At 43.9% G+C, this 21,293-nt stretch carries 27 protein-coding genes; 17 read left to right on the top strand and 10 right to left on the bottom strand.

Translation table 11 applies throughout. The features are described from left to right. Window positions 1-21 precede the first annotated feature (21 nt). Entirely contained in the window at window positions 22-249 is a 228-nt protein-coding gene (locus JOJ89_RS12175; RefSeq protein WP_347401497.1) for a hypothetical protein, read from the bottom strand. A 111-nt stretch (window positions 250-360) separates the two neighbouring features. On the opposite strand from JOJ89_RS12175, the gene ilvA reads away from it, so the two are divergent. The 4 genes from ilvA to JOJ89_RS12155 all read left to right on the top strand — a co-directional run bounded on the left by ilvA (window position 361) and on the right by JOJ89_RS12155 (window position 4,065). After that, window positions 361-1,629, top strand: coding sequence for a threonine ammonia-lyase IlvA (gene ilvA, locus JOJ89_RS12170; RefSeq protein ID WP_029280473.1), 1,269 nt, complete (start codon window positions 361-363; stop codon window positions 1,627-1,629). A gap of 90 nt (window positions 1,630-1,719) precedes the next feature. Next, window positions 1,720-1,971 (top strand): DUF2535 family protein, encoded by a 252-nt coding sequence (locus JOJ89_RS12165; RefSeq protein ID WP_029565979.1) that lies wholly within the window; start codon window positions 1,720-1,722, stop codon window positions 1,969-1,971. Between the two features lie 978 nt (window positions 1,972-2,949). After that, entirely contained in the window at window positions 2,950-3,792 is an 843-nt protein-coding gene (locus tag JOJ89_RS12160) for a DegV family protein (protein WP_029280477.1), read from the top strand. 105 nt (window positions 3,793-3,897) lie between these two features. Next, window positions 3,898-4,065 carry a hypothetical protein gene (locus JOJ89_RS12155; protein ID WP_158001624.1) on the top strand — a complete coding sequence of 56 codons (168 nt, stop codon included), beginning with the start codon at window positions 3,898-3,900 and terminating at the stop codon, window positions 4,063-4,065. 78 nt (window positions 4,066-4,143) lie between these two features. On the opposite strand, the gene JOJ89_RS12150 is transcribed toward JOJ89_RS12155, so the two are convergent. Further along, window positions 4,144-4,626, bottom strand: a complete 483-nt coding sequence (locus JOJ89_RS12150; protein ID WP_029280479.1) for a PCYCGC motif-containing (lipo)protein — start codon at window positions 4,624-4,626, stop codon at window positions 4,144-4,146. 145 nt (window positions 4,627-4,771) lie between these two features. Between JOJ89_RS12150 and JOJ89_RS12145 the strand changes: the two genes are divergently transcribed. The 7 genes from JOJ89_RS12145 (at window position 4,772) to ypmT (ending at window position 10,669) form a co-directional block, all read left to right on the top strand. Further along, window positions 4,772-5,728: a nucleoside hydrolase gene (locus tag JOJ89_RS12145; RefSeq protein ID WP_203287562.1), complete on the top strand. Its 957-nt coding sequence runs from the start codon at window positions 4,772-4,774 to the stop codon at window positions 5,726-5,728. A 69-nt stretch (window positions 5,729-5,797) separates the two neighbouring features. Then, window positions 5,798-6,370 carry an SCO family protein gene (locus tag JOJ89_RS12140; protein WP_203287560.1) on the top strand — a complete coding sequence of 191 codons (573 nt, stop codon included), beginning with the start codon at window positions 5,798-5,800 and terminating at the stop codon, window positions 6,368-6,370. A 122-nt stretch (window positions 6,371-6,492) separates the two neighbouring features. Beyond that, window positions 6,493-7,287, top strand: a complete 795-nt coding sequence (locus JOJ89_RS12135) for an SGNH/GDSL hydrolase family protein (RefSeq protein WP_203287558.1) — start codon at window positions 6,493-6,495, stop codon at window positions 7,285-7,287. Window positions 7,288-7,302: 15 nt separating this feature from the next. Continuing rightward, window positions 7,303-7,887 (top strand): YpmS family protein, encoded by a 585-nt coding sequence (locus JOJ89_RS12130; protein ID WP_203287556.1) that lies wholly within the window; start codon window positions 7,303-7,305, stop codon window positions 7,885-7,887. Between the two features lie 268 nt (window positions 7,888-8,155). After that, window positions 8,156-9,328, top strand: a complete 1,173-nt coding sequence (locus tag JOJ89_RS12125) for an FxLYD domain-containing protein (RefSeq protein ID WP_203287555.1) — start codon at window positions 8,156-8,158, stop codon at window positions 9,326-9,328. A gap of 13 nt (window positions 9,329-9,341) precedes the next feature. After that, the gene (locus tag JOJ89_RS12120) at window positions 9,342-10,463 is read left to right on the top strand and encodes a S1C family serine protease (protein ID WP_029280489.1); all 1,122 of its coding nucleotides are present in this window, start codon (window positions 9,342-9,344) and stop codon (window positions 10,461-10,463) included. A gap of 5 nt (window positions 10,464-10,468) precedes the next feature. Further along, entirely contained in the window at window positions 10,469-10,669 is a 201-nt protein-coding gene (ypmT, locus tag JOJ89_RS12115) for a protein YpmT (RefSeq protein WP_203287554.1), read from the top strand. A gap of 45 nt (window positions 10,670-10,714) precedes the next feature. On the opposite strand, the gene JOJ89_RS12110 is transcribed toward ypmT, so the two are convergent. Beyond that, entirely contained in the window at window positions 10,715-10,933 is a 219-nt protein-coding gene (locus tag JOJ89_RS12110; protein WP_029280493.1) for a hypothetical protein, read from the bottom strand. A 162-nt stretch (window positions 10,934-11,095) separates the two neighbouring features. After that, window positions 11,096-11,863: a DUF4397 domain-containing protein gene (locus JOJ89_RS12105; protein ID WP_029280494.1), complete on the bottom strand. Its 768-nt coding sequence runs from the start codon at window positions 11,861-11,863 to the stop codon at window positions 11,096-11,098. Between the two features lie 144 nt (window positions 11,864-12,007). Between JOJ89_RS12105 and JOJ89_RS12100 the strand changes: the two genes are divergently transcribed. Then, window positions 12,008-12,805, top strand: coding sequence for an alpha/beta fold hydrolase (locus JOJ89_RS12100; protein WP_029565974.1), 798 nt, complete (start codon window positions 12,008-12,010; stop codon window positions 12,803-12,805). 69 nt (window positions 12,806-12,874) lie between these two features. Here the strand turns inward: JOJ89_RS12100 and JOJ89_RS12095 are convergent, their stop codons facing one another. Both JOJ89_RS12095 and JOJ89_RS12090 read right to left on the bottom strand, forming a co-directional pair. Then, entirely contained in the window at window positions 12,875-13,123 is a 249-nt protein-coding gene (locus tag JOJ89_RS12095; RefSeq protein WP_029280497.1) for a hypothetical protein, read from the bottom strand. A gap of 58 nt (window positions 13,124-13,181) precedes the next feature. Continuing rightward, complete coding sequence (locus tag JOJ89_RS12090) at window positions 13,182-13,610, bottom strand: MarR family winged helix-turn-helix transcriptional regulator (protein WP_029280499.1); 429 nt, start codon at window positions 13,608-13,610, stop codon at window positions 13,182-13,184. A 235-nt stretch (window positions 13,611-13,845) separates the two neighbouring features. Between JOJ89_RS12090 and msrA the strand changes: the two genes are divergently transcribed. Next, complete coding sequence (gene msrA, locus JOJ89_RS12085) at window positions 13,846-14,793, top strand: peptide-methionine (S)-S-oxide reductase MsrA (protein WP_029565973.1); 948 nt, start codon at window positions 13,846-13,848, stop codon at window positions 14,791-14,793. A gap of 102 nt (window positions 14,794-14,895) precedes the next feature. Here the strand turns inward: msrA and JOJ89_RS12080 are convergent, their stop codons facing one another. Next, window positions 14,896-15,729 (bottom strand): LysR family transcriptional regulator, encoded by an 834-nt coding sequence (locus JOJ89_RS12080; protein ID WP_203287553.1) that lies wholly within the window; start codon window positions 15,727-15,729, stop codon window positions 14,896-14,898. Between the two features lie 104 nt (window positions 15,730-15,833). Here JOJ89_RS12080 and JOJ89_RS12075 point away from each other — a divergent pair, with 104 nt between their 5' ends. Continuing rightward, a complete protein-coding gene (locus tag JOJ89_RS12075) occupies window positions 15,834-16,676 on the top strand; it encodes a sulfite exporter TauE/SafE family protein (RefSeq protein WP_203287552.1) in 843 nt (280 codons plus the stop codon). 657 nt (window positions 16,677-17,333) lie between these two features. Here JOJ89_RS12075 and JOJ89_RS12070 read toward each other — a convergent pair. Together JOJ89_RS12070 and JOJ89_RS12065 are read right to left on the bottom strand one after the other, a co-directional pair. Beyond that, a complete protein-coding gene (locus JOJ89_RS12070; protein WP_051865349.1) occupies window positions 17,334-17,975 on the bottom strand; it encodes a class F sortase in 642 nt (213 codons plus the stop codon). Beyond that, window positions 17,944-18,750 (bottom strand): DUF4397 domain-containing protein, encoded by an 807-nt coding sequence (locus tag JOJ89_RS12065; RefSeq protein WP_203287551.1) that lies wholly within the window; start codon window positions 18,748-18,750, stop codon window positions 17,944-17,946. Before JOJ89_RS12065 ends, JOJ89_RS12070 begins: the two co-directional genes overlap by 32 nt. A gap of 215 nt (window positions 18,751-18,965) precedes the next feature. On the opposite strand from JOJ89_RS12065, the gene JOJ89_RS12060 reads away from it, so the two are divergent. From JOJ89_RS12060 to JOJ89_RS12050, 3 genes are all read left to right on the top strand, one after another. Continuing rightward, complete coding sequence (locus tag JOJ89_RS12060; RefSeq protein WP_029565968.1) at window positions 18,966-19,352, top strand: VOC family protein; 387 nt, start codon at window positions 18,966-18,968, stop codon at window positions 19,350-19,352. Further along, entirely contained in the window at window positions 19,345-20,127 is a 783-nt protein-coding gene (locus JOJ89_RS12055) for a GNAT family N-acetyltransferase (protein WP_203287550.1), read from the top strand. The genes JOJ89_RS12060 and JOJ89_RS12055 overlap by 8 nt, the downstream gene beginning before the upstream one ends. Before the next feature lie 99 nt (window positions 20,128-20,226). Beyond that, entirely contained in the window at window positions 20,227-20,361 is a 135-nt protein-coding gene (locus JOJ89_RS12050) for a YjcZ family sporulation protein (protein ID WP_081414138.1), read from the top strand. Window positions 20,362-20,465: 104 nt separating this feature from the next. On the opposite strand, the gene JOJ89_RS12045 is transcribed toward JOJ89_RS12050, so the two are convergent. Further along, window positions 20,466-21,020, bottom strand: a complete 555-nt coding sequence (locus tag JOJ89_RS12045; RefSeq protein ID WP_051827255.1) for a peptidoglycan-binding domain-containing protein — start codon at window positions 21,018-21,020, stop codon at window positions 20,466-20,468. Between the last annotated feature and the right edge of the window lie 273 nt (window positions 21,021-21,293).

Genomic DNA, 21,293 nt, shown 5'->3' with positions numbered 1-21,293 from the left:
GAATATTAATAAAAATGCAAGCTATTGCTCCATCGCTTTAAGATTTTCAAGCATGTATGTAAACTGCTTCGGATTTTCAAATTGAGATTCCGTCCAGTTCAGCCTGATCCACTCTTTGAGTTCTTGCACGGAGTTAAACACTTCTCCGCTCGTATCCTCTTTCCTGATCATATACCGTCCGTTATCTGCGTCTGCTGTGACCAGGCAGGGAATGGCGCTGCCTGGTGATTTTAATTCAAACTCCATCATAAAACCTCCATTGTTAAATAATTGTGTGAATTTTTTAATAATAACTTTTAATTTTGAATATTCATGATATAATGTTTCAATTAAACTCTAGTTGCAGAAAGGATTTTCCGAATGAAACAAATGATGAATCTTGAACCCTCACTTCATGTGGCTGACATCCTAAAGGCGCACCATTTGTTAAAGGATGTAATCGTCCACACGCCTCTCCAAAAAGACGAGCGTCTTTCTGAAAAATATGAATGCAGCGTTTATTTGAAAAGAGAAGACCTTCAGATTGTCCGATCATTCAAATTAAGAGGGGCATACAACAAGATCAAGCAGCTGTCTGAACAGGAAACGGCTAACGGTATTGTTTGTGCAAGCGCCGGGAATCATGCACAGGGCGTTGCCTATTCCTGCAAACAGCTGAACATTCACGGCAAAATCTATATGCCTTCAACCACCCCGAGGCAGAAGGTTTCACAAGTTGAGCTTTTTGGCCGCGGGCATATTGAAATCATTCTCACAGGCGACACGTTTGATGATTCCTACAAAAAAGCGAGAGAGTGCAGCGAGGCCGAAGGCAGATCCTTCATCCATCCGTTTGACGATCTCGACGTGATAGCAGGCCAGGGGACGATTGCCCTTGAAATTTTAAATGACGCTGATGCTGAGATGGACTATGTGTTTGCAAGCATCGGGGGCGGCGGCCTGATTTCAGGCGTCGGCAGTTATTTTAAGCAGGTTTCCCCAGGAACGAAGGTCATTGGAGTTGAGCCGGAAGGAGCTCCGTCATATGCGGAATCCATTTCAGCCGGCAAAGTGGTTGAGCTTGATAAAATTGATAAATTTGTAGACGGAGCAGCAGTAAAAAGAGTTGGGGACACCAATTTTTCCATCTGCAGGTCCGTTGTAGATGACACGGTACTTGTTCCGGAAGGGAAAGTGTGCACGACCATTCTCAGCCTCTACAATGAAAATGCGATCGTGGCAGAGCCTGCCGGAGCCTTGCCGATTGCCGCCCTGGATTTTTACCGCGACCAGATAAAAGGAAAAAACATTGTCTGCATCGTAAGCGGAGGGAACAACGACATTGGACGGATGCAGGAGATGAAAGAGCGGTCACTCATGTACGAAGGCCTGCAGCATTACTTTATTGTCAACTTCCCGCAGCGAGCAGGCGCACTCAGAGAATTTCTGGATGAAGTGCTCGGCCCGGATGATGACATTTCAAGATTTGAATATACAAAGAAAAACAACCGTGACAGCGGCCCTGCCTTTGTAGGGATTGAACTGAAAAAAAGGGAAGATTACAGCGGCCTGATCGAAAGAATGAACCGCAAAGGATTCCCATACACAGAAGTGAAAAAAGACAGCAGCCTGTTCCATCTTTTCATCTGAAAAATTTCATTCTTCCTGACACAATTAGACAGATTTCTTAAAGCTGTTGGGGTATAATATAAGAAACGGGTGAAAAAGAGGATTGATAACTTGTTATTCAAAAGCCTAGAGTTCAAGCTGTTAAATGGACATAAGGTAAAGATCACAGATATTCCAGTATTGGAGGAAGATAATCAATACCGATTTCTCGTTCAAAGCCGTCTGCAGTCGTTCCTCAGAAAGATCACTGCAAAACCGAAACCAAACGCTGTTTACTCATTTAAAGAGTACTTAAAAAGAACCGTCAAATGGACCGATTATGAAGCAATCTATCAGCCAGTCACACTAAAGCATAATGCATAGTACAAGAGCGCATGCCCCGGGCATGCGCTCTTTCATTTTTAGCCTGTATCTTTAATTCATGCCCTGGAAAACTGAGAAACGATGTGGGAGGGTAAGCAACGTCTCGAATCCTACCCTCGCAAACCGAGAAACGATGTGAGAGGGTAAGCAAGCGCCCGAATCGTACCCTCGCAAACCGAAAAACGATATGGGAGGGTAAGCAACGTCTCGAATTGTACCCTCGCAAACCGAAAAACGATGTGGGAGGGTAAGCAAGGCCGCGAATCTTACCCCCGCAAACCGCAAAACGATGTGGGAGGGTAAGCAAGGCCGCGAATCTTACCCCCGCAAACCGAAAAACGATGTGGGAGGGTAAGCAACGCCGTGAATCGTACCCCCGCAAACCGAAAAACGATCTGGGAGGGTAAGCAAAGGCGTGAATCGTACCCTCGCAAACCGAGAAACGATCTGGGAGGGTAAGCAAAGGCGTGAATCGTACCCTTACAAACCGAAAAACGATCTGGGAGGGTAAGCAAAGGCCCGAATCGTACCCTCGCAAACCGAGAAACGATCTGAGAGGGTAAGCAAAGGCGTGAATCGTACCCCCGCAAACCGAAAAACGATGTGTGAGGATAAGCAAGGTCGAGAATCGTACCCTTGCAAACCGAAAAACGATGTCGGAGGGTAAGTAACGCCGTGAATCGTACCCTCGCAAACCGAAAAACGATGTGGGAGGGTAAGTAACACCGGGAATCATACCCTCGCAAACCGAAAAACGATTTGGGATGGTAAGCAAGATCGCGCACGATCTTATTTTATACAGATATTTGTCAGAAAAAACAAAGACTGGTATGATGAAAAAACAGTCTTTTGTGTACAGAAAAAAGTCTGATGCCTGCAAAATTGGCAGTTTCCATAAGTTTGTATGCGATTTCGATTGAAACATCTTTATTTGAATGTATAATACAAGGTAGCAAGAATAATAGGGAAGTGATACCGTTGACAAAAGTGAAAATTGTGACTGATTCAACCGGAGATTTGAGTCAGGACATTCTTGAGAAATATGAGATTAACGTTGTTCCGCTGACGATTGTGATAGATGGAAAATCGTACCTTGACCGTGTAGATATTCAGCCCGCTGAATTTATTGAAAAGATGAAAAAAGCGGACGAGCTCCCAAAAAGCTCTCAGCCGCCTGCAGGAAAGTTTGTGGAAATGTATGACAAGCTGGCATCTGACGGAAGCATCATCATCTCCATCCACATGACAGGCGGCATGAGCGGGACTGTCCGTTCTGCAGAGAGTGCAGCCGGAATGACGGATGCAGATGTGACCGTTGTTGATTCTATGTTCATCTCAAGAGCGCTAAGCTTTCAGGTGATAGAAGCCGCTAAGATGGCACAGGACGGAGCTTCTAAAGAAGAAATTCTTGAGAGATTGGATGAAATCCGCCGCAATACAAGTCTGTTTGTAACGGTTGACACGCTTGAGAACCTTGTAAAGGGAGGCCGTATCGGCAGAGGAAAAGCCATGATTGGATCCCTTCTGAACATCAAGCCGATTGCCTCACTGGCAGACGGTGTATACACGCCGGTTACAAAAGTGCGCAGCCACTCACAAATTGTTAAGTATCTTGCAAAACAATTTGCGGAGGATGTAAAAAACAAAACGGTTAAAGCTGTCGGAATTGTGCACGCGGATTCACTGACGCTTGCGACCAACTTAAAAAATGCCCTGCATGAAATGAACGCAGATTATCCGATTGATGTCCATTACACTACCCCGGTCATCTCAACGCACACCGGTCCCGGAGCTATCGGATTTATGTACTATGCTGAATAGATAAAAAAAGGCGCATGAGCAATCATGCGCCTTTTTGAATATTCTGAAACTTATTTTCGGTTCATCCGTATTAGTACTAACCTATAGAAAGAAGGTGAAACAACTATGCTTTGGCTGATGATTCTGTCCCCGGTTTTAATCCTGTCGGCTATTGCCATTTATTTCAGCAGAAAATCCGGAATGACTCTTCCTGAGGATTCTAAACAGGATGAGCACTCTGGTTTTCTGTCCGGTTCAGGCTCAACAATGAATTCTTACGGTCCTCCAAACTAGCCTCCGCAGCCTCTTCTATAAAAAGACCCGGGAATATCACTATTCCCGGGTGTTGTCTCACAAATAAGCTGCCTCTGCTTATACTCCCGGCAGTTTAGTATCCGTAGGTTCTGCATACCCTTCCTTATACTGCTCATCAATCATTTGACGCACTTCTTTTACAGAGGTGCCTTTTTCGCGTTCGATAATGGCTTTAGCGGCAATCTCCAGGCATACTCCGCATTTTGTGCCGTGGTCGTCCCAGACAATGGTGCCGTCTTCTTTCCGTTCATTGATAAAGCAGTCCCCGTTATCTTTATGCCCGGCGGATTCGCCGCAGCCGCAGTAGCAAGGCATATAGCTCAGCAGATCTTCATGTCTGGCTGCCGCTGCATATAGAGTTTTGATTTCGTCTGGCTGCTTATCCAAAAATCCAGGGAGAATGTCCGCTGAAGGGGTTTCCTCGCGGATGTCTCCGTTGTTTTTAAACGTTGAATGACTGCTGTGGTCTTCATGTGTTTCCTTGCCGGCAGATTCCTGGCAGCCTGAGAGAATAAGAGAACAAGACAGAAAAGCGGTCATGAAGAATGGTATTTTCTTTTTCAATTCGGTCACCTGCTTTGCTTGATTACCTTTACTCTAACACATTTCAGATGAGGCAGTCCTTCCAAACTTTTGAACAAATATTGAATTTCTTCTCATACAGTAAGAAAAGGGGGGGGAAGAGATGGGAACTAAGAAGGTGCTGTTTTTTGGCGATTTTGGAGTGGATGATATCACGGCGCTGATGTTCAGTTATTTTGATGATGATACAGACATCATTGGCATTGTGGCAGACTACGGGAACGTTTCCAAGCAGACGGCTTTAAAAACAGCGCAATACTTGGCGAAGCTGTCAAAAACGGAGAACATTCCCCTTATTGGAGGCGCAGCAAGGCCCCTTACTGGAGAAATACCTGTCTACTATCCGGAAATCCACGGCGAACAAGGGCTTGGACCCATTGTGCCCGAAGGCGATTTCCCAGATGGCAATTTTGAAAATTTTGAAATGATCCGATCATTGATCGTTACGTATAACTATGGTGTCACAATCGTAAATGTAGGGCGTCTTACGTCGCTCGCAACGGCGTTCGTTCTTTTTCCGAACATTGTCGGAAGGGTGAAGGATATCTTTATCATGGGCGGCGCCTTTTTATACCCCGGCAATGTAACACCCGTTGCAGAAGCAAACTTCTACGGCGATCCTGCAGCAGCCAATCTTGTTTTGACCCTTGCGAATAAGGTCTCCATTTTTCCGCTGAATGTCACAAATTACGCCATCATTCCGGATGAGATTATTCAGGAACTGGATCAATTCTACAAAGAGACCGATAATCAGTTTGGCCAGATTTTGAAGCCTATGATTGATTACTATACGAATTTTTATAAAAAAAACAACCCGGAAATTCAAGGCGGCCCGCTTCACGATCTTCTTGCATTCTGGGGCGCAGTCAGGGAAGAAAAGATTACTTATGTAGAAAAGCCTGTGAAAGTAATTGTAGAATCAGAGTATGCCAGAGGCCAGAGCATTGCAGATTTCAGGCCGTATAAAACGCTCGCGGACTACCCTGTGCACAGAATTGCCGTCAAATTTGATTACGGGGCATTTGTGTCTGATTTTCAAAAGATTATGAGAAAGAAATGAAATCCTTTTCATGCCAGGCATGTTTTGATACACTACCCTTATTGAAAGATAAGGAAAGGTGAACCCGTGATGAAAAAATGGCTGTGGCTTATAGTATCTCTTACTCTCTTAACCGGGTGCGGAACCGGAGGCATTAAGGGGGCGCTCAATTATGAAATTGAAGATTTCTCCTATACAAATCAGGACGGGGAAAAAGTTGGACTGAGTGATCTGAAGGGTGAAGTCTGGGTGGCGAATTTTATTTTTACAAGCTGCGACACCGTTTGTCCTCCAATGACTGCCCATATGACAGAGCTTCAGAAGCAGCTGAAAGCGGAGGGCCTTGATGACGTAAGGCTTGTTTCTTTCAGTGTTGATCCTGAAGTGGACACCCCTGAAAAACTGAAGGAATATGCAGGAAGGTATCCGCTGTCATTAGATAACTGGGATTTCCTTACCGGATATAAACAGAGCGACATAGACGCTTTTGCGAAAAACAGCTTTAAAACAATTGTTCAGAAGCCTGAAGGACAAGATCAGGTGATACATGGAACGCTTTTTTATCTAGTAGACCAAAACGGCAAAGTGATGAAGGACTATGACGGCGTTGAGAATGTGCCGTATGAAGAAATCATCGGGGATGCTAAGAAAATTCATGACTGATGCCCGCAAAATGCGGGTATTTTTAATTTACAGAGTACATTGTACAGATTTCTGCGCTGTAACTGTAAGCAAAAGCATGGTATAATCATAGGCTAAAAGAACGAGGAAAGGGGGATAACAACATGCGGAAATCGTTTTTAGCTCTTACAGGATTATGTCTCATGCTTGCCGGATGTGACGTTTTTTCTGCAAAGCCTGCTAATATGGCTATGAAACCTGAAGCAGCTGAGGACCCTTATACGAAAAAACCTATCCCCTCTGACTTTATCGAAAGCAATTTAAACGTGGTTGCAGTAGGAGACTCACTGACAGCAGGAGTCGGGGACGCTGACAACAATGGTGGATATGTAGGGGATGTCAGCGACCTTCTCCAGCTTGAGGAAGAGGTTTCCTCAGTAGATGTATCCAACTTCGGCGTCAGGGGACACAAAACGAATGACTTATTAAAAGTACTGGGCAAACGGGACGTGATTGAAAAGCTGAGAGAAGCAGACATCATTTTGATGACAATCGGCGGAAATGATATCATGAAAGTTACCCGCAATCATATTATGGATCTTCAGCTTGAACCGTACAGAGAGGAACAGCCGCGTTTTGAGAAGCGGTTTAAGAAAATTTTAAATACGATCCGCAGCGCAAATCCGGATGCCGTTATTGTTTATACAGGACTCTACAATCCATTTAAATTCATGCTTCCTGAACTGAGCGAGATTGATACGATTGTCGAGGAATGGAATCAGGCGTCAAACAGGATGATTATGGCTGACGGAAATGCTATATTTGTTCCGACAGAAGATTTGTTTGCAACCAGATCTTATGGCAAATTGCTGTATGTAGACGAGTTTCACCCCAGTGAAACAGGGTATTCATTAATTGCAGACAGAGTTTATACAAGCTTGTCTGAACAGAACGAATAGGATTGGATGATATCAATGGGAAAATGGAAACTCGCATTTATCGTACTGCTCACATTAAATCTGGTATTTCTGCTGTTTTTGGCCGTATCTCCGTTTTTGCCCGCAGAACAGCCAAAAACAGAAACAGCAGATTTCAAAGCAGGGGATACGATTCCTCTTACCGTCAGTTCTTCAAAGAACGACCTGAACCGGCTGATTAACTATTATCTGGTGAAAGAAGCTAAAGCAGAGGAACTGAATTACAAGGTTCTGCTTGAAGATAAGGTAAACCTGTATGGTTCGGTAAAGGCTTTTGGTAAAGATGTTGATTTGACGCTCTCATTTGAGCCTCAGGTGAACGAGAACGGGAACCTGCTGTTAAAGGTTGAACGTCTGTCAATCGGCAGGCTGCCGATTCCTGTGCCGTATGTTATGAGCTATATTAAAAAGACATATCCGCTGCCCGAGTATGTATACATTGATCCAAAAAAGGAAAGTGTTACCGTTCAGGTTACCGAATTGAAGTTTAAAAACAATCTCAAGGCTAAGGCAGAATCATTCAATCTGAAAAATGATGATATCCGGTTCAAGCTTTTTGTGCCGGCGGACTTCGAAAAGTAGCACTGTATCTTAAAACGGATACGGTGCTTTTTATTTTTAAAAAATGAGTCAATTGACACCGGTTAAGCTGAACAGTGATCAGGTGTAACAGTAATAGATAGAATGCAGCCGCAAGAAGCTGTCTTATAAACCTGATTATTAGTAAAATAGGCCTGCCATCATGAAGCTTCGCGGCACGAATGAAAGTAGAGCGAAAATAGCGAACCATGTATACTTAATAGAGATTGAGTCGAAATAAGGCGTCTGTACTCAGAAAAGGAGGCCGGACATGGAGTGTCATTATTGCGGTGAAAAAGAAATAGATCCCCTTTCGAATTATTGTCCATTTTGCGGAAAAAAAGTATTTATGAACGAGCAGGAATGGAAGCATTACCGGATATCCAAGCGTGCCCTGATTATTCTTCCAGCTGCAAGCATCGGTCTTGTATGGATGCTTCTGACGGCAGCGGATAAGCATGAGGCTGCGATTAATGATAAAGTGATTTCCTATCAGCAAAAAGCGGAAGATACAGCCCTTGCAGGAGAGTATGAGAAAGCACTTGATTTTGCAGATAAAGGACTTGCCCTTAGAGAAGACTACCGGATTCTTGAACAGGAAAAAGAACTGCTTCTTGGAGTTCTTCAGGATAAAGAAGACCTGGATCAGATCAATGCCCATATCCAAAAAGGAAATCTGGATCAGGCGGCAAAGCAAATAGCCGTACTGTCTAAAACGTTCAGCGGACATTCATCGCCTCTGTATGCGAAACTTAAAGCTGAGCTTGAACAGGCAGACAGAAATGTGACAGTGGCCGAAGTGAAAAAAGAAATAGAAACGCTTAACACGATTGAGGAGCTTTCTGAAAAGCTCAAAGAAGTGACTGTTTTAGATGCAGCGGAAGCAGGTAAAGTGAAAGAACAGATAAAGGCCAAAATGGTTCTGATCGGTTCATCAGCTGCAGAAGAAGATCTTGAAGAAAAGCAATTTAATGCAGCCATTGTGTCTGTTGATAAAGCCCTGCAGTATGATGGGGACAACGAAAAACTTCTTTCCTTAAAGGAGAAGATTCTATCAGAGCGGACCCATTTTGAACAGGCTGAACAGAACAGGCTGAAGCAGATAGCCATGGCAGCAAATGAAGAGAAGGAACGGACGGACAAAGTCCTGAAAACGTCGAATCCCGCTGTGGAAGAAGACGAATTCGGCGATGCTCATATAACCGGGAAAGTCAAAAACATTTCAGGTGCTCCCGTCCAGTCCATCACGATTTATTTTATTGTAAAGAATGAAGAGGGAACACTTATTGAAAAAGGAAAAACAAATGTATTTCCAAATGAACTTAAGCCTGGTGAAGAAGCTGAATACTCACATATCTCATATGGAGTGAAACAAGAGGTTTCGTTTGCCATTGAACGCATGACATGGCATGCAGGCAAAAACACGGTCACTAAGCACCAATAAGAAAGGGACGTATATGAAAAAGAATTGGATTATCAGCATTTCGCTGTCACTCCTTATCTTTTCAGCAGGGGCAGCAGGATATGTTCAAATTAAAAGTGACGCTGCAGAAAACATCTTTTCTGAGCCTTCTATTCTCCGTGAATCAAAAAAGGAAGAAATGCAGCTGGATTTAAAGGAGATTATCAGGGAAACGCAGAAAAAAACAGTAATGGTTGAGCTTGCAGATGGAACAGTTGGGTCAGGATTTCTTTTCAACATGGAAGGCGACATTCTCACAAATGCGCATGTGGTTGCCGGAACAGACGAAGTTAAAGTGAGAACGACGGATGCGAAAGGCTACGACGGGAAAGTCATTGGCATCAGCACTGAAACAGATGTTGCATTAGTAAGAGTGGAGGGGCTTAAAGGGCAGGAACCGGTCCGGATCGCAGAAGAATTCGATGCTGAACTTGGACAGGAAATTCTGGCTCTTGGAAGTCCTTTAGGGTTTCAAAACACGGTGACAACAGGTATTATCAGCGGAACAAACAGAGATTTTGATCTTCCTCCGTATACGTACAAAGGCGTACATCAAATATCTGCACCTATTGCACCGGGAAACAGCGGGGGGCCTCTTATTGACCGAAAAACCGGACAGGTCGTCGGCATGAACTCTGCGAGAATGGAAGACGGGGAAATTGGCTTCAGCATACCGATTGAGGATATACTGCCTATTGCCAAAACATGGGCGCAAAATCCGATGAAGTCATTGCCTGCATATACAGGTCTTGACGATTCAGGAGAAATGAGTGAAAATAAAAAGTCAGAAACGGCCGATTATCTGGTCAGCTATTACATAGAGAGTCTTGACTTCCACGACTATGTTACGGCCTATTCTCTGCTTGGAAGCGAACTGCAGACAGAATTGACCTATGAAGCATTCAAAGAGCAGTTTAACCGTTTTTCATCTATGTCAATTGAGACAATCACAACAGAAAAATCCGGTGAGGAAATCATCGTGCATGCAGACATTACTGTACAGCCAAAAACGGGCGGAAAGCCTTCGGAACAGATGTTAAAAGCTTCCTATACAGTGGCCTATGAAAACGAACAGGCCAAAATTATTGACCAGGAGATAAAAGAGGATAAGAGGTGAAAGGGTTGAAGGATCTTTTTTTGATGATCAGCGCAGCGGGGCTGATGATTTCTTTGTATTTTGGGGGAATGGCGTACTTTGCCTATGCAGAAGAAAAGTACAATGAAGTATTTATGAACGTATCGTACTGTGCCGTTTTTCTAAGTGCTTCGGTTTATTCTCTGCATTTGAAAGATGAAAAAAAGAAAGCGCAGAAAAATAATTAACGGACAAAGAGGAGGCTGTGAGCCTCCTTTTTGCTTATGGTAAAATTATTGACCTTCTTCTTCTTCAGCGCCTTCTTCTTCCTCTGGTGCTTCTTCAGTTGTTTCTTCTTCAGTACCCTCTTCAGTAGTTGTTTCCTCTTCGGTGCCTTCTGTTTCTTCCATGTTGTCTTCCTCAGGTGCATCCGTTTCTGTGTCGTTACAAGCAGTCATTAATGAGATAGCCAATAAAGAAGCCCCAACTTTTAACAGCATGTCTTTCTTCATTTTCTTTTTCCTCCCTTGTAACCTGTCTGAATAAGTTTTTTAACCTGCATTCCTGCTGGTCAACCTCATCATAATCGATTCCGGGAGGAAAAATAGAGATTTTACAGAAATTGAACATGCTTTTTACATTGGCTTATCATCTTTACATGACGTTAAACATTTTTATCCAATTGCAGCAAGTGCTTCGAGCTCAGGTGTACCATTAGCAAAGCCAACGGCAAAAATCGTGTAGGCAGTATCATTTTTAAGCTGTACTTTTGGAACCGTCAGCACGACATTGTCTGTGCCGGCAACACGCACTTCAAGATCGTATTTTCCCTGAGGAACTTTCACGTTTTTGGTTGCCTGTGTAAACTGAACATTACTAAAGAGTATATCCCCGTTTTTAACCGCAATATCAACGGCAGGTGCATCAGGTGAAAGATGGACAAATTTCACGCTTGCTTCTCCTGCAGGCACAAACGTTTTATCCACAAACGGAAGCAGCCTGATGGAATTCAGGTTTCCGGCGGCAGCGATCGTATACGTGATGCCTGGAAGAAGCATATACATTTCACTCAGTACAGGGCCGTTCGTCGTTCCTGCCTGGTAGACATCCACGCGGTACTGGCCGGTCGGCAGCTTCAGGTAGTCGCTGATTTCCTTATACTTTACATTTTGGAGGGTCAGTTTCCCATTTACATAAATATCAACTGCCGGGGCATCAGGTGAAGCATGGATGACTCTAACACGTGACATGCCAGGCTCAAGCTGGCCTCCCTGCGGAACTCTCGAGGCTGCCTGATATTGCATGCTGTACATCCATTTCTGCATGGCGTTCAAGTGTTTTTGATAATACATGACATGCTTCTGCGGGTCTGTATATTTATAGTAGCAGGCAAGCAGGTCATACATCATCGCTTTTTCGGCATACTTATTCGGTTCGTTCATTAGCGCGCACTCCCATCTATTCATTCGTCATTAACATATGAAAGGAGATGGGTGATTGTCACAAAAAAGTGATGTGAATGTAGTTTTAAATGAATCCAAGAAGGGAAAATATAGGTTTGATGTCTAAATCCGGAGGTAGATCATATGGCAAATTATGAACAGAATATCGGAGACGTATCTTTATCTTATTCAGATGATGGCGAGGGCCATTGCATCGTGCTGCTTCACGGGTTTTGCGGAAGCAGGGGATATTTTAACAAAATCATACCGGACATCTCTGAGAACTACAGAGTCATCGCTTGTGACTTAAGAGGACACGGTCATTCAAGCACAGTGAAAGATGAATACAGCATCACATCAATGGCGGATGATCTGGCCACATTGTTTGACGTCCTTGAAATTGAGAAAGTCACAATGATCGGACACTCGCTTGGAGGATATATTGCCCTTGCATTTGCTGAAAAATATCCGCACATGCTCCATTCTTACGGGCTATTGCATTCTACAGCGCTCCCGGATGATGAAAACGGGAAAGCGGGCCGGGAAAAAGGCATTGCGAGAATTGAACAAGAAGGAATGAAAGGCTTTATTAATGACTTAGTGCCAAAGCTGTTTGCCGAAGAAAACATGGACTCATTCCATGCTGAAATGGAGACAGTGAGGCAGATTGGATATAAAACACCTGAAACAGGGGCAGCAGGCGCGCTGCACGCGATGAAAAACCGTCCGGACAGGCAAAAGGTCCTTCATAATGAAGACTTGCCTGTCCTGCTGATTGCCGGCAAAAAAGATCAGATTGTACCGACTGAGAAAACCTTTTTGCATAGGGGGGACCATATAACAGAAGTCCTTCTTGAAAACAGCGGGCACATGGGAATGTTAGAGGAGCCAGATAAAGTATCAGAGGCATTGCTGACATTTATTAAAAAGAACGGAAAATAGCCGCTTGGGCCCGGGATTGAACATAACGAAGCCGTACCACGAAAAAAACGCTTAGAAATAAGCGTTTTTTTATTTCTGGTTTAATTCGGCAAGCTTTACAAACGTCAGTTCATCTTCAATCAGTCCGCACACACCGCATTGCACTTTATAATGCGGCCCTTTATATGCGAGATGAAACGGATCAAGAGCTTCCTGAGAAAATTCCTGAATGACATCGCCTGTCTGGGGATCCAGCTTGACAGACTTTGGCGTCTGTTCAATTAGGTTAAAGCGGGTGCGGTTTGTCTTGCAGTTCGGGCATAAGTATGGTGCAGTCATAAAAGGACCTCCTTCTGTCGATGGATTTATTTTTTCCAGAAGGAGGCAGGACTATGTATCATGGTTTTGTCCGGTCGAGCTTTCCAAACAGCAGGATAAGGTTTTGAAGCTCCTCATCAGAGAAGCAGTCGAATCTTTCGGAGAAGTACTCCGTTTTCTTCTTTTCAAGCTCGTGCAGGACGGTTTGACCTGCATCGGTCAAATCGATTAATGTAATTCTTCGGTCGCTGGGAGAGCGTTTGCGCGTAATCAGTTCTTTAGACAGCAGGGAATCTGTTACGGCAGTAATATGGCTTGCGGAGACGTCCAGCTCTTTTGCAAGATTCGACGCATTCAGGGGTCCGTTTTCTTTCAGTGATTTTAAGATGATAAATTCATTCCTTGACAGAACGCTTCCAAGGACAACGTTTATCTCATTCCGCAGCTGGCGGAAAATGCTTCTCATGAGCGACTCTAATTCATACATTTTATCTTCGCGTTTTTTCACTACAAAACCTCCGGGTGGAGAACAGCTGAAATCAGACTGTTCATCTGATTAAATAATTTTAATGTAAAGAAACGTGTCTGTCTTGTCAAGGAAAACCCGGACCAGAGAGCAGAATTCTGGGATTATGGAATGGAAATGATATAATGAAGCTAAATAACGGACAAACCCGGTCCCGGCAGCAGCTCTGACTGCGCGGCCGGTGAAGTCACAGAACAGTGCAGGAGGAGGAAACAGGATGACTGAAAAAACATTTGAACTTGCTACCTTTGCAGGAGGATGCTTCTGGTGCATGGTGCAGCCGTTTGACGAGCTGCCCGGCATTGAAAAAGTCGTTTCCGGCTATACTGGAGGCCACAAAGAAAACCCAACTTATGAAGAAGTCTGCAGTGAAACGACAGGCCATTATGAAGCTGTGCAGATTACATTTAATCCTGACATCTTTCCGTATGAGCGCCTGCTTGAATTATTCTGGCAGCAAATTGATCCGACAGACGCTGGAGGCCAATTCTTTGATCGCGGGGATTCCTACCGCACAGCTATTTTCTTCCATAACGAAAGGCAGCAGCAGCTTGCCGAAGAATCAAAACAAAAACTTGCAGATAGCGGCCGCTTCAAAAAGCCGATTGTGACTGAAATTCTGCCGGCAAAAACGTTTTACGCGGCAGAGGAGTACCACCAGGACTATTACCAAAAAAGCCCGGTTCGCTATAATCAGTACCGCAAAGGCTCAGGCCGCGACACGTATATTAAAGAACACTGGGATAAAAGCAGCCTGAAAGAAAAACTGACGCCGATTCAATACGAAGTCACTCAGAACAACGGAACGGAGCGCCCGTTTCAAAATGAATACTACGACAACGAACAAGACGGCATCTACGTGGACATCGTCTCTGGAAAACCTCTTTTCAGTTCAACAGACAAATACGATGCAGGCTGCGGCTGGCCGAGCTTTACACGTCCGCTGTCAGATTATGAAATTGTCGAGAAAAAGGATTTCTCTCACTTTATGATCCGTACAGAAGTAAGAAGCAAATCTGCGGATTCTCATTTAGGGCATGTGTTTAACGACGGTCCGGGTCCAGACGGCTTAAGATACTGCATTAATTCAGCAGCTCTCAGATTTGTCCCAAAGGAAGACCTCGAAAAAGAGGGATATGGTAAATTTTCAGGGCTATTTCAGTAAGGAAGCTCTTGCAGAAAAGTGCTTTAGAGTGATGGAAACCATCAGCAGCCGGAGGTGTCATTCTCCGGTTCTGGTGGTTTTTTTTTCGTCTTCATAAACCAATTATGCATATAGAAGCAAGGGAAGCAGTTCTTCTATGAAAGGAGCTGCAGCTATTTCATCATGAACAGCATAAAACGGCCGGTATACGACATGAGATTCAAGGGGAACGAGCTTTCCGTTTTCAACTTCATCTTTGACCATAGAATGGGACAGAAACGCCGCACCGAGCCCTCTTACTGCAAGCTGTTTAATGAGATAGTGGCTGCCTGCCTCAATCACTTCAACAGGATCGATTCTCTCAGACAGAAGAAATTGATCAGCGTATTCTCTTGTGCCTGAGCCTCTCTCTCTGAGGAGGAGAGGAGAAGTCCTGATTGAAATGTGATGACTGGCATAAAATCGCAGTTCATCCCTGCTGATAACGTTCACTTTAAATGGCTCAAGTCCTCGTTTTCCTTCAACTAGGGCGAGGTCGAGCTTGTGCTGCTTAAGCCCGTCAACAATCTGTTCATGATTTTTGATGGTGAGCTGCAGGCGCACATGAGGATAGATGGTTTTTATTTTTTTAACAAAATCAGGAAGAAGGACGTCGCTGACTGTATGCGTTGCTCCAAGTTTTAATAATACCTCGTTATTTTTCTCTTTTATTCTCTCGATGGTCATGCTGATCTCAAGCATTTTTTTCCCTTCTTCGAAAACGTGCTTTCCCGCATCTGTTAATTCAAATGGCCGGTTTGGTGCCAATCTCTTTATTAAACTTGTTCCGAGAAAGTCCTCCAGTTTCTTCAGGTGAATACTGATTGTAGGCTGTGACAGATTAAGGAATTCACTTGTTTTTGTAAAGTGGCGAAGCTGTACAAGCGTTACATAGGTTCGAATCCAGTCTAGCTGCATAGTACCCTCCGTTAATTATAAAACGTAATAAATTACATTATATATATTTATTTCTATTATAAAGAAGAGAGAGATACAATGAAAGAGAAAGGTTGTGACGTGAAATGGAAACCATTTTATTTCTCGCAGGGGGAGCGGCAATTGGCATCATGTCCGGATTTTTCGGTATTGGGGGAGGAATTATTCTTACCCCGGTTTTGTTGATCCTTGGGTATGACCCAAGTCAAGCCGTCATTTTGTCTCTCATGCTTACATTGGGTTCAACGATAACTGGAACGATTACGCATTTCCGTCTTAAACATATACATGTCTCTTTAGCGGCAAGGCTTGGCCTGTTTGGCATGATTGGGGCAGTTTCCACTGCTCCTGCAGTCCGCTTGCTTGAGGAGGTTCATTCGGCATCGGCTGTCATTTCACTTGCTTATATCGGAATTTTAGGATGGTTTTCATATCAATTTTTACGGAGGGAGAAAGAGGTAAAGAAACAAAAAAAGGGATCAATTCCATTGATCGGACTTCTTACCGGTGCTGTTTCTTCATTGATGGGAGTCAGCGGAGGATTTGTTATGACTCCTCTATTAAAAAATGTTAGAGAAATGGAACTGAATAAAGCGATTGGAACCAGCATTGCCGCAGCATCCGTTATTGTCCTGTCAGGAATAGGCTCATATTTTTTCAGCGGAGCGGAACTGGATTACACACACGGCGCCCTTCTCATTATAGGTGCTATGATTGGAACGCCGGCCGGTTCCATGCAGCTTAAAAAATTCCCTGAAGAACATGTGAAAAAGATGCTTGGTTTTCTTTATCTGGTTGTTGCCGGAAGTGTTATCTTCACTTTTATGTCCTTCCCGGGTGTTTCACTGGTCCTTATCGGCACTGCTTGCATGATCTTTTTTACCTTGCTGTTTTTTAAGTCTGCAAGGAGGTTTCTGGCTGCTGAATAAAAGGAAGGGTATAAATTTCAACGTTTTTCACGACACTTGTTCATTTTGAAAATAGATTTGAACAAAAAGAACGGACAGAAAAGGTAGTGGAGCCACAAACGAAGGGGAGACATGAAGAAAAGTGGCAGCACTTGGGGTAATGGTGCCACAAATGAGGTAAACTCACTTCGTTTGTGGCAGGACTCTGGATAGTGCTGCCACAAACGAAGTGAAAATATGAAGAAAAGTGGCAGCACTCGGGGTAATGGTGCCACAAATGAGGTAAACTCACGAGAAAAAGTGGCAGCACTCGGGGTAATGGTGCCACAAATGAAGTAAACTCACGAGAAAAAGTGGCAGCACTCGGGGTAATGGCGCCACAAATGAAGTAAGCACACGAGAAAAAGTGGCAGCACTCTGGATAGTGGTGCCACAAAGTACGTGAAGACATGAAGAAAAGCGGCAGCACTCGGGGTAATGGTGCCACAAATGAAGTAAGCACACGAGAAAAAGTGGCAGGACTCTGGATAGTGCTACCACAAATGACGTGAAGACATGAAAAAAGTGGCAGCATTTTGTGTAGTATAGCCGCAAATGATTCTAAAATACAGATAAACCCCGAACCGATCAATCGGTTCGGGGTTTTCATACAGACTTCAATTCTGCAAGTCCATGAGTCTAGCTTTCTTCTTTTAAAACCCCGGTCACAACCAGCCTCTCCAAATGCGTCTTTTTCTTCCGGTCAAATTCGCCTGTGCATGTAATCAGGTTCAGCTTTCTCTGCTGACTGAACCCGAATATAGCGGGAAGAGGAGCATCATCATACGGGTACGAATTGATTTCCTGTACAACAAATGTCAGGGCTTCGCCATTTTCTCCGGAGACGATGATTTCATCTCCAGCGCTGATTTCTTTGAGATTAAAAAACACCGACGGGCCTGTTTTGTTATCCACATGCCCTGCAATAACAGCGTTTCCCTGCTCGCCTGGCATCGCGCCGTTTTCGTACCATGCAGTGAGCGAGTCACTTGAAGGCAGCTCCATTATCCCGTCTTCACTCAGGCCGGCAGATTCGACGCCTGCACTGATATTAAGGGACGGAATAGAAATTCGGCTTGGGTTGATTCCTTCGGGTTGTTTTTGCTGAACGGGTTTAGGCTTTGCCCCTGAAGTCTCAGCTGAAACGGAGACGGCAGAGGCTTGTTCTGTACGCGTTTCTTTTTTATCCGGTGAGGCGTTTTCGCCAGTCTGTGCACATCCGGCCAATAGGAGAATCAGGGCTGCCGATTTAATGGCTGCTTGCTTTTTTCTTGATTCCATATGCCATCAAAGCACCTAATCCAAGGATAGCTGCTGCTGCAACTGGCAAGTAGTTTGTTTCAGTTTCAGATGTGCCGCCCATTCCTGTTTTCGGCATTTCAGAAGGCATCATTGCCGGATCAGCAAGAACAAGTGCTTCAAGAGCAGGCTCTCCGCCGGCAAGTCCAACTGCAATGACCGTGTAAGACATATTAGCCTTAAGTTCAGTGCCTGCAAGGTCAAGTACTACATCTTCTGTTCCAGCGCCTCTGACTTCAAGATCATATGATCCAGGGTCTACTTCCAAGTAATCTGTTACACCTTTAAATTCAGCTCCAGGGAAAAGGACATCTCCGCCTTTAACAGCTACATCAACTGCAGGTGCATCAGGTGAAAAGTGGGCAACGCGCACTTTTGATTTTCCTTCAGTTACATTCAAATCGTCGTTAAGAACTTTTAGTTCAAGAGAATCAAGTGTGTTGATTGCTGCTGCTGTATAAGCTTTACCGGCTTCAACTGTCAAATCTGCTGAGATGACAGGTTCGCCGTCAGCAACTGTACCGGCTGCAAAGATTTCAACCTTGTGGTCGCCTGCAGGAAGCATCATGTAGTCGGTAGCTGCTTTAAACTCAGCACCTTCAACAACTGTTTTGCCGTCGACAACAACATCAACTGCAGGAGCATCAGGAGAAGCGTGAACGATTCTGACCATTGCGTCATTCTCTGCTGCAGAAGCACCTGCTCCAAATGCCAATAATAAAACCATTGCTGCTACTACTGAAAAAATCTTTCTCATTTTTCCACTCCTCATTTTTTGTTTTTTTTATTTGGACGTATGTCCTGAATTAAATATAAACAAAACCTATACAAAATGTATACAGTTTTGATGCACTGAATGTGCTGGAGAAGTTTTTTCCAGTTTTTCTGGCGCTGAATGTACAGAAAAACAAAGGAATTTACCAGAAGATTTGGTATAATCGAGACATCATCCAAGAATAGGAGTGAATCACTTTGGCAGTCAAAGGATTTGAACATGTGGGAATACAAGTAAGAGATATTGAGAAATCGATTGAATTTTATCAGCAGGTTGCAGGACTGCAGCTGATTGACCGATTTTTACATACAGATGGAAATATGAAACTGGCTTTTTTAGGAGTGGAGGGATCCATTATTGTTGAATTGATTGAAGGGTACAACCCAGATCTTCCTGCAGAAGGAAAGGTTCATCACGTTGCCTTAAAGGTCAGCGGAATTGAGGGGGAAGAGGAAAGGCTGAAGGAATTAGGTGCAGAGCTGATCTATGATGAAATTACAACTCTGCCGAATGGAGCGAAATATCTGTTCTTCAAAGGGCCAGACGGGGAATGGATTGAATATTTCGAACCGATGAATGAATAAGGCCGTCCATTTCGAAAAGGTGCTTGATGCCGCAGAAGATGAATATTTGCAATTGTTCTGCAAGGTCAAAAAAACGGCCCTTTACAAAGCATATACAGACGATGCATTAAAAGGCATGTACAGTCATCATTTTGCAAAAATGACGACACCCTATCACCCGATCCTGCTAAAAGAAGTGCTTGCTCACTCCAAATCAGCCCTGAACAGGAGCTTTGTCCATGTTAAGCTTCCGTTTAACAGCAGGGTGGACAAACGGACCCGGTCTTATCTGCATGAAGAAGAGTATTACTGTGATCTGGATTTGTATTATTTTCATACGCTTGAAGAAATTGAATCATGTTCAAGGGTCATGACAAAGCTCGGAGAAGGAGATGTGCTGCAGGATGCCTGTTTCGCCATGGAGCTGTACGATGCCCGCCATATAAGTGCTTCTTTTGCAAAATCCAAGCTTCAGCGCAAAAAGCCGTATTATCTGGCTAAGACTGTGCGTCTTTATGTCTGCTATGAAAACGGCGTTCCAATTGGAAGTGCGGAATTGTATCTTTCACCTGTAACACGAATTGCAAAGATTGAGGAAGTAGCCATTCTTGATGAATACCAGCGGATGGGCTATGGTTCTTCCTTCATGAAGTGCCTGCTGCAGGAGGCGGCGCAGCTCGGGGCAGAGTCTGCCTATCTTGTCACCATGAATGATGAGGGATCAAAAGCCTTTTATGAAAAGCTTGGTTTTGTAAAGGTGCTTGAACAGGAAAATGTTTTCAAAAATTTACTTTAAAAGCTTTTTAAGAAAAATGGGCGAATGCACATACAGGACAGCCACCTACCTCATAATGTAAGGATGTAAAGAAAAACAAAATGAAGAGGTGTTTGATTCATGTACGGTTATGACTGCGGATGTTCATATCCTTCTTATCCGGTTCATTGCGGAGGCGGACTAGGAAGCAGCTTTGTATTGATTGTTGTTCTATTCATTTTGCTTATCATCGTCGGTTCTGCTTATATTTGCTAGTACCTGAAAAAGCCTCTGTATGAGGCTTTTTTTCAATTCAATGAACATTATTAATCAAAAAACCAATGAAAAAAAGCAGAAAATATATTTCTGCTTTTCATAAATCAGCTATTCAGCACTTTTTCCATCACACTGCGTGTTTTGGGTCCATAGATTCCGTCATCCGCCAGATCAGGGAAGCGCTGCTGGAATTTAAGGACGGCGGCTTTTGTTTTTTCACCGTAGATGCCGTCTTCAGACAGTCCAGAACCGATATCATTCAATCCCTGCTGAAGTTTCAGGACGTCGCTTCCTTTGCTTCCAAGCTTGAGTACAGTATTTGGCAGTCCGAAGGTATTAACGTCAATGGACAATGCTTTGTGAGTGTTGGGGCCATAAACGCCATCTGCCTTGAGGCCTTTAGCTTTCTGGTAAAAGAATACGGCATTGGTTGTTTTCGGCCCAAAAACACCGTCAACTGTGAGTGAAGCTTCCGCTGCTTCGTTCAAACCGCGCTGCAGAATTTTTACATTTTCTCCTCTTGCGCCTTCTTTGATGATACCTGATTCAGGAAGTGTGAAGATGTAGGGTACATTTTCCTGTGCACTTGCCTGAGGCACTGACATCCATAGAGCTGCGGCGGTTACGACAGATGCTGATACAACTTTCCATTTTTTCATTATTTCTCTCCCCTTTATTTCGTTTTACATGCATGAGACGGAGCGAAGAGATTCATTGTTTCATAAAATTGTAAAAAAGAAGAAAAAATATAAAAAACAAACCGGCGGTCGGTCAAATTCTGAGCATAATCCTCAAATTTCATCATTGCCGTTCAAATTATGTGCGCTTTCCTGTCACTGGAGAGCGCTTTTTACTGTCCCGGGCATGTCCATTTCCGCTCATATCTGCCGGAAAAGAGGAATAGAATGTGAAGAAGACTGCATGTAAGAGTT

It is taken from the genome of Metabacillus sp. cB07 (assembly GCF_016839225.1).
GTDB lineage: Bacteria > Bacillota > Bacilli > Bacillales > Bacillaceae > Bacillus_P > Bacillus_P indicus.
This window is presented reverse-complemented; position numbering and strand designations above follow the sequence as displayed.